The sequence below is a fragment of the Mangrovibacterium sp. genome, assembly GCF_059905295.1.
Genome location: NZ_JBZQJF010000171.1, coordinates 1 through 14057, shown reverse-complemented (window position 1 = coordinate 14057; position 14057 = coordinate 1). Strand labels below are relative to the sequence as shown.

General features: G+C 42.9%; 15 protein-coding genes. 9 read left to right on the top strand and 6 right to left on the bottom strand.

Features of this window, described 5'->3' with window-relative positions; genetic code table 11:
- On the bottom strand, window positions 1-767 hold a 767-nt coding region (locus tag AC37HE_RS09185), incomplete at its 3' end, for a type I phosphomannose isomerase catalytic subunit (RefSeq protein WP_500782534.1).
- A 25-nt stretch (window positions 768-792) separates the two neighbouring features.
- Complete coding sequence (locus AC37HE_RS09180) at window positions 793-1092, bottom strand: Dabb family protein (RefSeq protein ID WP_500782533.1); 300 nt, start codon at window positions 1090-1092, stop codon at window positions 793-795.
- A gap of 132 nt (window positions 1093-1224) precedes the next feature.
- Between AC37HE_RS09180 and udk the strand changes: the two genes are divergently transcribed.
- Both udk and AC37HE_RS09170 read left to right on the top strand, forming a co-directional pair.
- Window positions 1225-1830 (top strand): uridine kinase, encoded by a 606-nt coding sequence (gene udk / locus AC37HE_RS09175; protein WP_500782532.1) that lies wholly within the window; start codon window positions 1225-1227, stop codon window positions 1828-1830.
- 4 nt (window positions 1831-1834) lie between these two features.
- Window positions 1835-2560, top strand: coding sequence for a ribonuclease H-like domain-containing protein (locus AC37HE_RS09170; protein WP_500782531.1), 726 nt, complete (start codon window positions 1835-1837; stop codon window positions 2558-2560).
- Window positions 2561-2811: 251 nt separating this feature from the next.
- Here the strand turns inward: AC37HE_RS09170 and smpB are convergent, their stop codons facing one another.
- Both smpB and AC37HE_RS09160 read right to left on the bottom strand, forming a co-directional pair.
- Entirely contained in the window at window positions 2812-3270 is a 459-nt protein-coding gene (gene smpB, locus AC37HE_RS09165; protein WP_500782530.1) for an SsrA-binding protein SmpB, read from the bottom strand.
- Window positions 3260-3844: a YIP1 family protein gene (locus tag AC37HE_RS09160; protein ID WP_500782529.1), complete on the bottom strand. Its 585-nt coding sequence runs from the start codon at window positions 3842-3844 to the stop codon at window positions 3260-3262. Before AC37HE_RS09160 ends, smpB begins: the two co-directional genes overlap by 11 nt.
- Before the next feature lie 58 nt (window positions 3845-3902).
- Here AC37HE_RS09160 and miaA point away from each other — a divergent pair, with 58 nt between their 5' ends.
- Window positions 3903-4829 (top strand): tRNA (adenosine(37)-N6)-dimethylallyltransferase MiaA, encoded by a 927-nt coding sequence (miaA, locus tag AC37HE_RS09155; protein WP_500782528.1) that lies wholly within the window; start codon window positions 3903-3905, stop codon window positions 4827-4829.
- A 37-nt stretch (window positions 4830-4866) separates the two neighbouring features.
- Here the strand turns inward: miaA and AC37HE_RS09150 are convergent, their stop codons facing one another.
- The gene (locus AC37HE_RS09150; protein ID WP_500782527.1) at window positions 4867-5604 is read right to left on the bottom strand and encodes an acyl-[acyl-carrier-protein] thioesterase; all 738 of its coding nucleotides are present in this window, start codon (window positions 5602-5604) and stop codon (window positions 4867-4869) included.
- Window positions 5605-5784: 180 nt separating this feature from the next.
- Between AC37HE_RS09150 and map the strand changes: the two genes are divergently transcribed.
- The 3 genes from map (at window position 5785) to AC37HE_RS09135 (ending at window position 9653) form a co-directional block, all read left to right on the top strand.
- Window positions 5785-6555, top strand: coding sequence for a type I methionyl aminopeptidase (gene map / locus AC37HE_RS09145; protein ID WP_500782526.1), 771 nt, complete (start codon window positions 5785-5787; stop codon window positions 6553-6555).
- Between the two features lie 86 nt (window positions 6556-6641).
- On the top strand, window positions 6642-7943 hold the full coding sequence (locus AC37HE_RS09140; protein WP_500782525.1) for a sensor histidine kinase: 1302 nt from the start codon (window positions 6642-6644) through the stop codon (window positions 7941-7943).
- A 417-nt stretch (window positions 7944-8360) separates the two neighbouring features.
- On the top strand, window positions 8361-9653 hold the full coding sequence (locus tag AC37HE_RS09135; protein WP_500782524.1) for an aminotransferase class I/II-fold pyridoxal phosphate-dependent enzyme: 1293 nt from the start codon (window positions 8361-8363) through the stop codon (window positions 9651-9653).
- Window positions 9654-9708: 55 nt separating this feature from the next.
- Here AC37HE_RS09135 and AC37HE_RS09130 read toward each other — a convergent pair whose 3' ends face one another.
- Window positions 9709-10095 carry a hypothetical protein gene (locus AC37HE_RS09130; RefSeq protein ID WP_500782523.1) on the bottom strand — a complete coding sequence of 129 codons (387 nt, stop codon included), beginning with the start codon at window positions 10093-10095 and terminating at the stop codon, window positions 9709-9711.
- Between the two features lie 106 nt (window positions 10096-10201).
- Between AC37HE_RS09130 and AC37HE_RS09125 the strand changes: the two genes are divergently transcribed.
- The 3 genes from AC37HE_RS09125 to uvrB are packed head-to-tail and all read left to right on the top strand — an operon-like array spanning window position 10202 to window position 13835.
- Window positions 10202-10801 (top strand): HAD family hydrolase, encoded by a 600-nt coding sequence (locus AC37HE_RS09125; RefSeq protein ID WP_500782522.1) that lies wholly within the window; start codon window positions 10202-10204, stop codon window positions 10799-10801.
- A gap of 9 nt (window positions 10802-10810) precedes the next feature.
- Complete coding sequence (locus tag AC37HE_RS09120; RefSeq protein WP_500782521.1) at window positions 10811-11803, top strand: endonuclease/exonuclease/phosphatase family protein; 993 nt, start codon at window positions 10811-10813, stop codon at window positions 11801-11803.
- 13 nt (window positions 11804-11816) lie between these two features.
- Window positions 11817-13835 carry an excinuclease ABC subunit UvrB gene (gene uvrB / locus AC37HE_RS09115; RefSeq protein WP_500782520.1) on the top strand — a complete coding sequence of 673 codons (2019 nt, stop codon included), beginning with the start codon at window positions 11817-11819 and terminating at the stop codon, window positions 13833-13835.
- Window positions 13836-14057 lie beyond the last annotated feature (222 nt).

The window sequence follows — 14057 nt, the reverse complement described above, 5'->3', positions numbered from 1 at the left end:
CCGGTATTGAAGTAGTCACATTTTACAACTTCGGTGCGCTCGTTTTTTTCTGCCTTGTACTCTGTTTTGTAGCTTTCGTGATAGGTGAAGTCGATGGCGTCCAAAGCCAACTCGGTGTGCAGCTCACGTCCTTTACCGTTAGCATCAACACGATCGTAATCGTAAATACGGTAGGTAACGTCGGATGTTTGCTGAATCTCGGCAACCATAATGCCTTTGCCAATGGCGTGAACACGGCCCGCCGGCATAAAGAAAACATCACCCGGATCAACCTCGACAAAGTTCAGCACGTCCATGATTTCTTTGTTTTCCAGCTTCTGCAAATAAGTTTCCTTTGTAATTGGCTGGTTGAAACCACAATTCAGTTTAGCGCCTTTGTCGGCTTGCAGCACGTACCACATCTCGGTTTTGCCGTAAGCCCCGTGGCGTTCTTTGGCCATTTCGTCGTTGGGGTGCACTTGCACCGACAGGTCGTCGTTGGCATCAATAAATTTAATCAATAGTGGAAACTCAACGCTAAAACGGTCAAACACTTTGTCGCCAACCAGGTCACCCATGTACACTTCAATGAGCTCTTCCAGGTTGTTGCCGGCCAAAAAACCGTTGCTTACTTCGGAAATGTTACCGGATACGCCCGATAATTCCCAACTTTCGCCACAATTTGGCAGCTTGCCAAAGTCTTTGTTCAGGGCAGTTTTCAATTTCTGTCCGCCCCAGATTTTGTCGTAGTAGCGTGGTTTAAACTTTAATGGATAAAGGTTCTGCATGGATAGGTATTAAAATATGAATGATCTAAAATTCGAAATCGACAGCAGCCCGAAGTTCGGTAAACTCTTTTACGAGTTCCAGTACTTTCAGGTGTTCAGGATGAACAGCATACACTTTCAGATCGGCAACGCTTTCGAAATGCGAAATCAGGCACAGGTCGTACGATTTGGCATCGAGCTCGTAGTTGCTTCCCACTTCCATGTGTTTCAGTTCAGCGATTTTTCCTTGGAGTCCAAGCAGAGCGGTTTTTAGTTGGTCTAGTTTGGTTTGTTTTTCGTCAGCCGGAAAGGCTTTGAATTTGAAAAGTACAACGTGATTAATCATGAGTGTGTCTCTTTTATGTGATTAATTTCGCTGCGAATTTAATACTTTCAAACTAAGCTACCATAAAGCGCGGCTAACGTTAACTAAAATATAAATGCATGACCTATCTTTGGTAATCAAAATAGCTTTAATATGATCATTATTGGAATTGCTGGCGGAACCGGTTCGGGGAAAACGACTGTGGTTAATAAAATTGCGGGGCAGTTTTCGGACGATGAGGTGGCCGTGCTGTCGCAGGATTCATATTATAAAGATAATAGTCACCTGACACTGGAAGAGCGGCAGCTACTGAATTTTGACCACCCGGACTCAATTGAGTTCAGCTTGCTGAATAAGCATATCGAAGAATTGAAGAAAGGGCATTCGGTTGAGGAACCACATTATTCGTATCTTACCTGCACCCGTTCCAATGAAACGACAACGATTCAACCCAAACCGGTGGTGATTATTGAAGGTATATTGGTTCTTTCGAATGCCAGCCTGCGCAAACTGATGGACATTAAAGTGTTTGTGGATTGCGACTCGGACCTGCGTCTGTCTCGGGTTATTCAGCGCGATATTGTGGAACGGGGGCGCGATGTTCAGGACACGCTGAAACGCTACGAGGAAACTGTTCGCCCAAGTCATCTTCAATTTATTGAACCGACCAAGCGCTTTGCCGATATTATTGTACCCGAGGGCGGAAACAACGAGGTGGCGATCCGCATTTTAACCAACTTCATCAAACAAATCTTATAAATCCATGCTTTACAATCTGAATATTGAAGACGTGCTGTTTCTGGATATCGAAACGGTGCCCCAGTATCCCGACTTTGCCGATGTTCCCGAGAAGTTTCAGGAGCTTTGGGAAAAGAAATCGACTTTCTTCAGAAACGAGGAGCAAACGCCGGGTGATGTATACGAACGTGCCGGAATTTATGCTGAATTTGGTCGGATCATCTGCATTTCTGTAGGCTTCATTGTTCAGAAGAATGGTGAGCGCTACTACCGGGTGAAGTCGTTTTATGACGATGATGAAAAAAAATTGCTGGCTGATTTCAATAATATGCTGGAGCGCTTTACCTCGCATCCTGGTAAATGTTTGTGTGCTCACAATGGGCAGGAGTTTGACTACCCGTATATTGCACGCCGCACACTTATTAATCGGCTGCGTCTGCCGCGAATACTGAATATTGCCGGCATGAAACCCTGGGATGTGAAAGATAAACTCATGGACACCCTTCAGCTTTGGAAGTTTGGCGATTACAAAAACTACACTTCGCTAAGTGTGTTGTGTGCGGCATTCGATATTCCGACACCAAAAGACGATATTGATGGCAGCCAGGTGGCCGAGGTGTTTTATAAGGAAAACGATATCGACCGGATAATTCGTTATTGTGAAAAAGATACGCTGGCTGTGGCTAATCTGCTGTTACGCTACCGTGGTGAGGATATCATCACGATGGATCGCATGGAAATTGTACCTTAGGGACAATAGACACAAGAATGGGGTAATTTCCTTTGCGCAGAACCCTAATTCCAGAGAGCAGCAAAGTAATTCCCGTTGGAATCATCGATATTCTCTATGTAATAGTTCCGCTGATATTGGGGATATCTATGATTCCACATGGCTGAAGGATCATTCCATGTCGCATGATAGATATTCTCTAAAGAATATTGTTTCTGACTTTGAGAATAAGGATTATTCCGGATGGCAGTAAGGCTATTCCAAAGGGCAGATTAATATTTCATGGCGCGATCGATATCGCGTTTGGCATCTTTCTGTTTCAGGCTTTCACGTTTATCGTGTAGTTTCTTACCTCGAGCCAAACCTATTTCAAGCTTCGCCAGTCCGCGGTCGTTCACAAATAATTTCAGCGGAACAATGGTGAACCCACTTTCCTTGATCTTTTTCTGCATCTTTTCGAGTTCCTTCTTGTTCAGCAGTAACTTGCGGTCGCGGCGGGCAGCATGATTATTGATGTTGCCGAAGTCGTATTCCGAAATGTTCATATTAACCACCCACAGCTCCTTGCCCTGGAAACGGCAGTAAGCTTCAACAATGCTGGCTTTGCTGTTGCGGATCGATTTAATTTCGGTACCCACCAATTGCAGACCGGCTACAAACTTCTCGAGGATTTCGTATTCGAAATAAGCCCGTTTGTTTTTAATATTTACGTTTGCTGATTTATGCGCCATAGGGGAAGAATGCCTGAAAAAGTTTCCAACTAATTACGTTGATTGTTCCGAAAATGAGAACAATCAGTAAAATTGCTAAAATAATAAACCTGGCTTGATGATCTTTGGGGATTTCGAGGCAGGTTTGAGCTCCGGTTATAAACAAATAGAAACCATACAGTCCGACGATGCCCAGCACATACAGACCGGGGAATAAACCGGTGATGGTCGATGCAATAAGGAAGGGTAACAGTGAATAGGCCAGTACATTTTCGACGCATTTTTTGTTTTCCGATCCTTTATAGTTTTGCAATAAACGAAACAGGATGTAAACGGCTGCATAAAACTGCAACAAGTAACTCACTGACTCGCGTGCTCCTTTCAACAGGGCATACGACCAGAGCAATTCTTCGTTCCAGAATATTTCACCAAGAACAACCGAAAGGCCAACCAACACCACCAGGGGCAAGAAAAACGGGCCGATTACCGAGCTTGTAAAACCTTCTGACAGCTTATTCTTCCAAAACTTTTTGGGCTCGCTCAACAGCGACCACGATTCGTGAAAGAGCCAGGTGAATTGTGCTTTAAAATCCATATTTGTTTATTTGCGTTACAAAAATACATTATTTTGCAAATCTCAAAATTCAAACCTTATGTCCGACACAAAATATCAGATGCTCGCTATTGTTGGCCCCACGGCTTCCGGAAAAACAACTGTTGCAACTCATGCCGCACAACTGCTTGACGGGGAGGTTATTTCCGGAGATTCACGGCAGGTGTACCGGGGCATGGATCTGGGAACCGGTAAGGATTATGAAGATTACGAGATCGACGGACAACAAATTCCTTATCACCTGATTGATATTAAGGATGCCGGTTACGAGTATAATGTCTACGAGTACCAGCAGGATTTTCTGAAAGCTTATGCCGATGTTTGCCAACGTGGTAAATTCCCGGTGTTATGCGGCGGTAGCGGTTTGTATGTTGAGGCAGTGTTGAAAAATTACAAGTTAATCCAGGTGCCGCCCAGCCCTGAATTGCGTGCCGGGCTGGAAACAAAAGATTTGGATGAGCTGACAGAAATATTGAAAGCATTGAAGGAAGATTTGCACAATACCACGGATGTTGAAACCAAGAAAAGAGCTATCCGCGCTATTGAAATTGAAACCTATTTAAAGGATCATCCGGAGATTGACCGGTCGATGCCTGATATAAACAGCCTTGTGGTTGGTGTGAAGTACGATCGGCTGAACCGGCGCAAGCGAATTACCGAACGGCTGAAGCAACGCCTTGATGCAGGCATGCTCGACGAGGTGCAGGCCTTGCTTGATAAGGGATTAACCCCCGAGCAATTAACTTACTATGGCCTGGAATATAAATACCTGACTCTGCACCTGGTTGGTGAGCTGACATATAACGAAATGTTTAAAGGGCTGGAAACCGCCATTCACCAGTTTGCGAAGCGACAAATGACCTGGTTTCGCCGAATGGAGCGGCAGGGAACAAACATTCACTGGCTCGATGGCTATATGCCGCTTCCTGAAAAGCTGGAGCGTATACAGCAGTGGCTGAAAGGATAAGGGCTGTCTTGTTATAGGCTTGCCGGTTGCCTTCAGCTTAGTCTTTCTTTTTCCAGACAATTTCGAAGGTACTCAACTCAGCATCGTCGTCTTCACGAACTAGGGTCGATTGGTACTTTTCATCATTCACCCAATCGCGAACAACAGCCAGGTGGTCGCCCGGAAGTCCTTCTTTCAGGTAATTGATTTCGATTGTTTCCGGAGTATAGGCATTTTGAAACTCAATTCCGTAATCGTCCAGCACCCGTTCCAAGGCTTTCACACTGTTAAAATGGTGGTTGATATCGATGTCGCTGTATTTGACAGGTTTGTAGGTTAGCTCTGTTTTGTCGGCTTTGTGTCGTAAGCGTTTCGGTTCGCGGCAAACACCGTGTTCCGAATAGCGGGGGAAGGTATCCTTTTGGTCGCGCAGCATGATTATTTTTTTGCTTTCCATATCCAGTATCAACCAGGCTGTGTTTCCAGTCAGGATGGTTTCTCCTTTTTCATTGGTCAGAATAAATTCGCGATAGGCATACATCCCATCGGTCCCTGACGACCAGGTGTTAAGTGTAATTGTATCTTGCCATTTCGGGAGCTCTTTAATTTCGACATACAACCGCGAAAGAACCCAGAACATATTGTTTTTTTGTAACAAGTCGTATCCCCAATCCAGTGTTTGAGCATGAGACCAGGCTGCCTCGAGCATAAAGTTGAGAATTGACGGAATCGTTGCTTCTCCAAACTGACTGGTTTGATAGGAATGAATAGGAATGGTTTCTGTATACTTTTCCATAGGGCTCGATTGGTTATGCCACCAAATGTAAAATTAACATTTGCTTATTTAGTGAATTGTTTGTCTGTTGTTGGGTAAAGTTCGTATAATTCAGCATAAATTTTTTAAACTTTTGCACAAAAGTATTGTTCAGCTTTGAAAATAAATCAGCAATAGCCATTTTTGCGCAAATTTTTTTCCATGAGCGATATTATTATAAAGACCCCGGAACAGATTGAAGGTATTCGAAAAAGTAGTCAACTAGCTGGACAATCACTGGTTATGATTGCAGAGTATGTGAAAGAAGGGGTGAGTACGGAGTATTTAGATAAATTAATCAATCAGTTTATAAAGGATAATGGCGCGATCTCTGCGACTTTGGGATACCACGGTTATCCAAAATCTTCCTGTATATCGCTTAATGAGGTTGTTTGTCATGGTATTCCCAGCAAAAAGACAATTTTGAAGCCCGGAGATATTTTAAATATTGATGTCACAACCATTCTGGATGGTTACTACGGCGACACCAGCAAAATGTTTACCGTTGGTGAGATTAGCCCTGTAGCTCAGCAATTGGTTGATGCAGCTAAACATTCACTGGATTTGGGAATTCAACAAGTACGCCCGGGAAATCAGTTCGGAAACATTGGCTTTGTGATTGGCCGTTATGCTAAAGCACAAAAATTTAGTGTCGTTTACGAATTTTGCGGACATGGCGTTGGTGTTGACTTTCACGAATCGCCACAGGTTGATCATATTGCTCGCCGGAACTCAGGTCCGGTTATGGCTCCTGGAATGACTTTTACCATTGAGCCAATGATTAACGAAGGTAAAGCAACCTGTAAAGTCGATAAATACGATGGCTGGACAGCCCGCACAAGCGATGGTAAGCTTTCGGCTCAATTTGAACACACCATTTTGGTAACTCCCGATGGCTACGAAGTACTAACCGACGTTTCCGGAGAGTATTAATTCTAAACTATTTTATAGTTGCTTGACTGTTGGTTCAAACAAATGCCGTACATTCGTTATGAGAACTAAGGAGTTTACAGCACGTGATGAAATTTAAGCAGTTTTTCTTATATCTGGTTTCTAACGCAGATTTAAATTCGTACGAGAATTTTGAGGATAAAAAGAAGAGTTTTCTTCTCCATTTATTTTCCTATTTTTTCCTCGTACTCATGGTTAGCTTTATAGCTTATAATGCACTGACCGGGGATTATACATTCTTAATGGTCAATGCTTTTGCTCTATTGGTTAGCGCTATTCTCTATTATTTGTTTAAAGAAAAGCGAATGCTACATTTTGTAACAACCTTCTTTGTTGTTACCATCATGCTTCTCACCACCTTCTTTGCTCAAACCGGAGGGATCGCTCAAACAGGTCTTTACTTTACCATTTTGGTTCCACTGCCAACGATTTTGCTGGTTGGTCGAAAAAAGGGGCTGCTATTATTACTCATATTTGTTATCGTTAATGCATTAGGCTTTATCCTGTTTAACGAGCAGGCTTGGTGGCCGCATTATAATTTAGATAATGGAGTACGGTTGGGGATTATCTTCGGCTTGGTTTCATTAATGGCCTATGTGAACGAATATGCGTTTGAATTCTTATATAAGCGCATTGAAAAGCTGTCTTCCTCCCTGGTTCAAAGCCAACAGAGTTTTAAGAATCTTGCCGTAAGTAAAGAGCATTTTGTGTCGTTAATCTCGAATAATTTGAGTGATCATCTTGGTGGTTTTGCAGGTATTGCCAATTTGTTAAACGATGAATATGATGAGCTGAATGAAAAGCAAAAACGCGAATTGATCCGAACCCTGGCTAACTTCTCGCAGCAGAATTTCCGTCTTTTGGGAGATTTAATGAAATGGTCGACAACGCAAACCGGAGCTATTAGCTATACTCCTAAAGCGTTTAAAGTCGAAAAGATTTATCGGGATGTGGTGGAGTTGTTTAATCCGCAGATTGAAGAAAAGAAGTTATCCTTCTTTTTGAAGATGAAGAGTAATTCGGAAGTTTTTGCTGATATTGATATGGCCGGTGCCATTCTTCGGATCTTTGTATCGAATGCGATCAAGTTTTCCAATCCTGGAGGAGAAGTTCGAATTGCAGCTGAAGAGGAAGGGGATAATATGCGAATCACTGTTTCGGACAAGGGATCGGGTATGTCGGAAGAAAACTTGTTAAGGGCAAATTCGTCTGTTCCATTTTCAACATCGGGTAGCCTAGACGAACCAGGTACCGGAATCGGACTGATTCTGGCCAAAGAATTCCTTCAAAAAAACAGGGGAACATTCTTCATCGAAAGTACCTTAGGACTGGGTACAGTTGTGAGTTTTACCTTGCCACTTGTTGAATAGCATATTCCGCATGTTCTTAAGTTGTATTTAATTCGGTTTTTTACTGTAAATTAGTATCAATACAGCCTGCCTGACAGATTCGCTTTGCGGTAAAAAGAAGGACGAATTTTTGTTCTTGATTATCCGCGAGAAAGATCAGTTAGAGTAGGGAGAATTGAACTTAATAGGACAAAAAGAATCGTTTTTGTACAGTCGTCTATTATGAAGGTTATTCGGACTGTTAAATTATTTTATATAGTTACAAATTGTTAGCTGAAAGGACAATCAATCCTATGCTGGTTATAGATTGTAGATATTTTAGTGATATTAGTTTCAAATTATAAATAAGCGTAAGTTCTGTTGAAGTTTTTTAATATCTTGCACCCGTTTTAACCTGAATGAAAAACAAGTCAGAAATAAGTATATAAATAACAGATAATGAATCCTCAAGCTGAAGAGTTAAACATCGTCATACGCGAAAAGAATCCGGTAGTTTACGAAATGCTTTCGGAACGTGGTAAAAAAGTCTTCTTTCCTAAAAAAGGTATTCTGGGTCAAACCGCAGATGCAAAGGGAACACGCATTAATGCAACAATTGGTGCTGCTGTAGAGGACAATGGCTCGCCTATGCGCCTTGAAAGTCTTGAAAGTAAGATTGGACTCGATCCGTCTTTGGTTTTCCCGTATGCACCAAGTTTTGGTCGACCGGATATTCGTGCCAAATGGAGAAGCATGATTTACGACAAAAACCCTCGGCTCGCTGAAAAGTTGATTAGTTTGCCGGTTGTAACGAATGCTTTGACTCATGGTGTGAGTATGGCTGGTTATATGTTTGTGGATGAAGGTGACAAAGTAATTGTTCCTGATTTATTTTGGGGAAATTATAACCTGATCCTGAATCATGGCTATGGTGCCGAACTGCAAAAATACAAGCTATTCGAAGATGATCACCTGGATTTGGCGGCTTTCAAATCAAGCCTGGAAGAAAATGGTATTGGTAAAAAAGTACTCATCCTGAACTTTCCGAATAATCCCACCGGTTATTCACCAACAGTGGCAGAAGCAGAGCAGATGACTGCTATTATTAAGGAATCAGCTGAAAAAGGGAATAAGATTGTCGTTTTTTGCGACGACGCTTACTTTGGCTTAGTGTACGAACAAGGTATCGAAACGCAAAGTATTTTTACTTATCTGAATGATTTGCATGAGAATGTATTGGCTGTAAAAATCGACGGACCGACTAAAGAAGATTATGTGTGGGGATTCCGAGTTGGTTTTATCACTTACGGTATAAAAGGGGGCTGTGCTGAATTTTATACTGCCATGGAAGCCAAAACAGCCGGTGCTGTTCGTGGTAATATCTCCAACTCGGCTAATATCTCGCAATCCTTGTTGTTTGCTGCGTTTGAAGATCCTTCTTATAAAGCCCAAAAGGCCGATAAGTATGCGATAATGAAACAGCGCTACGATGCGGTGAAAGAAGCACTGAATGATGAAAAATATAGTGAATGCTTTACGGCATTGCCGTATAATTCAGGCTATTTTATGTGTGTAAAACTGGCCGAAGGTCTGGATGGCGAAATAATTCGTAAAATTTTGATTGAGAAATACAGTATTGGTATTATCAATCTAAATAATATTATCCGGGTGGCATTCTCTGCCATGGCCGCTGCTGATGCCAAAGAATTGTTCGAAGGCATTTATAACGCATGCCTCGATTCTAAAAAATAAAACAATTGTACTTCCAAATAAAAAGCTGCTTCCTTTTCGGGAGCAGCTTTTGTTTTTATAAGCGTTGTAGATTATAAACCATAAAAAAGAGCATCAGTCCAACCGGGACTAAAACAAGATTGGGGACTTTTACCCACGACGATTTTATCAGGTGAAGAATTAGTCCGATTAGCGCAATGGCTCCGCAAATACTCAATCCTAAGAAGAAAGACAACGCGCGTGCCTCGGGTGGTGCCGCAGCATCAGCTGCCACTTCGGGGACAATGATAATACCGCTGTTCATTACCCAAAGGGAGAATAATGCCAAAATAACAAACAGGGATTGCCCTGCAATTTGCATCCATTTCTTACGTTCGATCCATGAAAAAATAATAGCTGCTAAGGCTAAAAAAAGGGTCCACTGCGAACTGGTGGTTAAGGTTAAAAATAGTTGACGATCCATTTGAAGTTCTTTTGAGGCAAATGTGTTAATTTTTTGGTAAAGTTAAAAATGACACCTTTAGATCCGTTTTGTGTAATTTTGCTGTTTCAATTTAAAATTCAAAGCTATGATAATTGATATTGATCCGAAAGCAAAGGGGTTGATCTTTGATTTGGATGGGACGATTTCGGATACGATGCCGATTCACTTTATTGCGTGGAAGAATGCTGCAGCGCGTTACGGTATTGACTTTACAGTCGAGCTGTTTGACCAATTAGCAGGAATTCCGCTTTACCCAACTGTGGAAAAGCTGAATGAGCTATTTGGAACCAATATTGATCCACGCGAGATGGGGGATGCTAAAGAAGAAGAATATGAGGCAAATATGCATCTGGCACAGCCGATTGAGCCAGTGGTTGAGGTGATTAAGAAATATCACGGCAAGGTTCCAATGTCGGTGGGAACAGGCGGCTTGAAACGATTGGCAAAGAAAACGCTGGAACTGATCGATTTGGATAAATATTTCGATATTATTGTAGCTTACGAAGATGTAAGTAACTATAAACCTCATCCTGAAACATTTTTGCGTTGCGCCGAACAAATGGGGGTTGAGCCAAATGGCTGCCAGGTTTTTGAAGATGGCATTTTAGGTATGCAGGCTGCTCGCACTGCGGGAATGATGGTGGTGGATGTGACTAAATATTACGAAGTTACTACCGGAAAATAACCAATAATCATGAAAAAAAACTGGCTTGTTGTTTTGCTTGTTGTCTTGTTTGTATCCTGCCGAAGTAGTAAAGAAACGAATCGGATAACAGTCGTTAGTTATAATGTGGAAAATTTGTTCGATACCGAGGATGATCCGCAAAAAAACGACAATGAATTTCTGCCCGATAGCAAAAAGGAATGGACTCAGGAGCGTTATCAGAAAAAATTGGATGATATCGCTCATGTGCTGAAGGATATCAGTCCGGACGACATGCCAGAGATTATTGGCTTAGCCGAAATTGAGAATCAAAAAGTTTTAGAAGATTTGGTGAAAACCGATGCTCTTGCACCGGGGAAATATCGAATCGCACACCAGGAAAGCCCGGATAAACGAGGCATTGATGTGGCCTTGCTCTATCGGCCTGCTGAATTCAAATATGGTGGAATGGAAGCCATTCATGTTGATCCAGGCTTCCCAACACGCGATATTTTGCATGTTTGGGGGAAGTTTAAGAATGAGGAATTTCACTTTTTTGTGAATCACTGGCCTTCGCGAATCGGAGGACTGGAAAAAAGTGAACCGGCTAGGGTCGTTGCTGCCGAAACTTTGAAAAAAGCAGTTGATCAGGTTTTAGCTGAAACACCGGAAGCTCACATCGTTATTATGGGCGATATGAATGATGAGCCGTTCAATAAGAGTTTACGTTCTGTGTTAGGGGCAGCTAGTCCCGAAAGTGATTCAACCCTGGTTAACCTGATGATGCCTTTGGCCGAAGCAGGAAAAGGTACTTATAACTATCGGGGAAACTGGAATATGCTGGATAACTTAGTTGTTTCTTCGAATTTAATGGACAATAAAGGATTTCAGGTTACACCACCAGCCGGCTTCATCTTTCGTGAAAAATGGATGGAATATACCAATCAAAAGGGCGAAGTGTCGCCCAACCGGACTTATGGTGGTCCAAACTATTACGGTGGTATATCCGATCACTTTCCGGTTTATTTTGAATTGAGCCGCTAAGAAAAGGAGTGTTATGAAAGAATTAAAAGTTGTTGCACCATACAAACCAATGGGAGATCAGCCCACAGCCATCAAGCAAATTGCTGAAGGGATTGAGCAGGGTGTCCCTTTTCAAACCTTGTTGGGGGTAACTGGTTCGGGAAAGACCTTTACCATGGCTAATGTGATTGAAAAGGTGCAGCGCCCCACTTTAATTCTGAGTCATAACAAAACCCTGGCAGCTCAGCTTTACGGCGAGATGAAACAGTTTTTCCCGGACAATGCTGTTGAATATTTTGTTTCGTATTACGATTACTACCAGCCCGAGGCTTATTTGCCAACGACGGATACTTATATCGAGAAAGATCTTTCGATCAACCAGGATATTGAAAAATTACGCTTGAGTGCAACTTCTGCCTTGCTCTCGGGACGGCGTGATGTTGTGGTTGTTTCGTCGGTTTCCTGCCTGTATGGTATTGGTAACCCGCAGGACTTTCACGCTAACGTAACGGAGGTGAAGGTTGGACAAACGATTAACCGGAACCAGGTTCTACATCAATTAGTTGATGCCTTGTACTCTCGCAATGAGGTCGACTTTCAACGGGGTAACTTTCGGGTGAAAGGCGATACGGTCGACATTTTCCTGGCTTATGATGATAAAGCTCTTCGACTGGTATTTTGGGGCGATGAGATTGAGGAGATCTACAGTTTCGATCCGGTAGATGGGACGACCATTGAGAAACTGGATGAAGCGATCATCTATCCTGCCAATATATTTGTGACGACCAAAGAGCGGATGCATGGTGCTATTCGGGAGATTCAGGACGATTTGGTGAAACAGGTCGAGTTTTTTCGGGAGATTGGTAAGCCATTAGAGGCGAAACGAATTGAGGAGCGTGTTGAATACGACCTGGAAATGATGCGCGAGCTGGGTTATTGTCCCGGTGTAGAGAACTACTCGCGTTATTTCGATGGTCGGGAATCGGGTTCGCGTCCTTTCTGCCTCATGGACTATTTCCCCGACGATTTCCTGGTTATTCTGGATGAGAGTCACGTAACGGTACCACAGATTCGGGCCATGTACGGTGGCGACCATTCGCGAAAGGTAAACCTGGTGGAGTATGGTTTCCGCTTACCGGCGGCGATCGATAACCGTCCGCTTAAGTTCGAAGAGTTTGAGAGTATCGTTCACCAGGTTTTGTTTGTAAGTGCTACGCCCGCCGATTATGAGTTGGAGCGTTCTGAAGGCGTGGTGGCCGAGCAGGTGATTCGTCCAACAGGCTTGCTGGATCCGGTTATTGAGGTTCGTCCGTCGGAAAATCAGATTGATGATTTGATGAACGAGATCCACCTGCGCATTGAACAGAATGAGCGGGTATTGGTAACAACCCTGACTAAGCGCATGTCGGAAGAGTTGAGTAAATATTTGCTGAATATGGGGATTAAGACCCGATACATTCACTCAGATATCGATACGCTGGAACGAATCGAGATTATGGAAGACCTGCGAAAAGGTGTATTCAATGTGTTGGTTGGTATTAACCTGCTGCGTGAAGGTTTGGACTTGCCCGAGGTGTCGCTGGTTGCCATTATTGATGCCGACAAAGAAGGCTTCCTGCGTTCGGAACGTTCACTGACACAAACGGCAGGTCGTGCTGCCCGTAACGTGAACGGGAAGGTGATTATGTACGCCGATAAAATTACCGATTCGATGCGAAAAACGATCGATTCGACGAATTACCGCCGTGCGAAACAGATGAAATTCAACGAGGAGCATGGTATTACTCCACAACCGATTATAAAGGCAACCCGCGAAATTATTGGCTACGAATACCGCAGTAATAAGCAGCAGGCTTATCAGCAAGAGGAACTTCCGGCCGATGTGGCTGCCGATCCGGTGGTGGCTATGATGAGCGCCCCTGCTTTGGAAAAAGCCATTGCCAAAACCAAGAAGGAAATGGAAGCCGCTGCCAAAGAACTCGACTTTATCGAAGCCGCTCGTCTGCGTGATGAGATGTACCGTTTGCAGGAAATCCTGAAAGGGAAAAGTTAAAAGTTCCAAGTTCCAAGTTTCAAGTTTCAAGTTTCAGGGACATTTGGTACTAAGTATTTCCTTAACTGTTGCAAAACTCACGACTCATTACTCAATACTCCTCAGGCAACCTTAGTAGACTACTTCTACATTTCTAATTTGGTATTCGACATTTTAGAAGACTGCCCATTAGTTGTGTTCTTCAAAATAAATTGAAAACTGTCGTTTTTATCATTGCAAAGT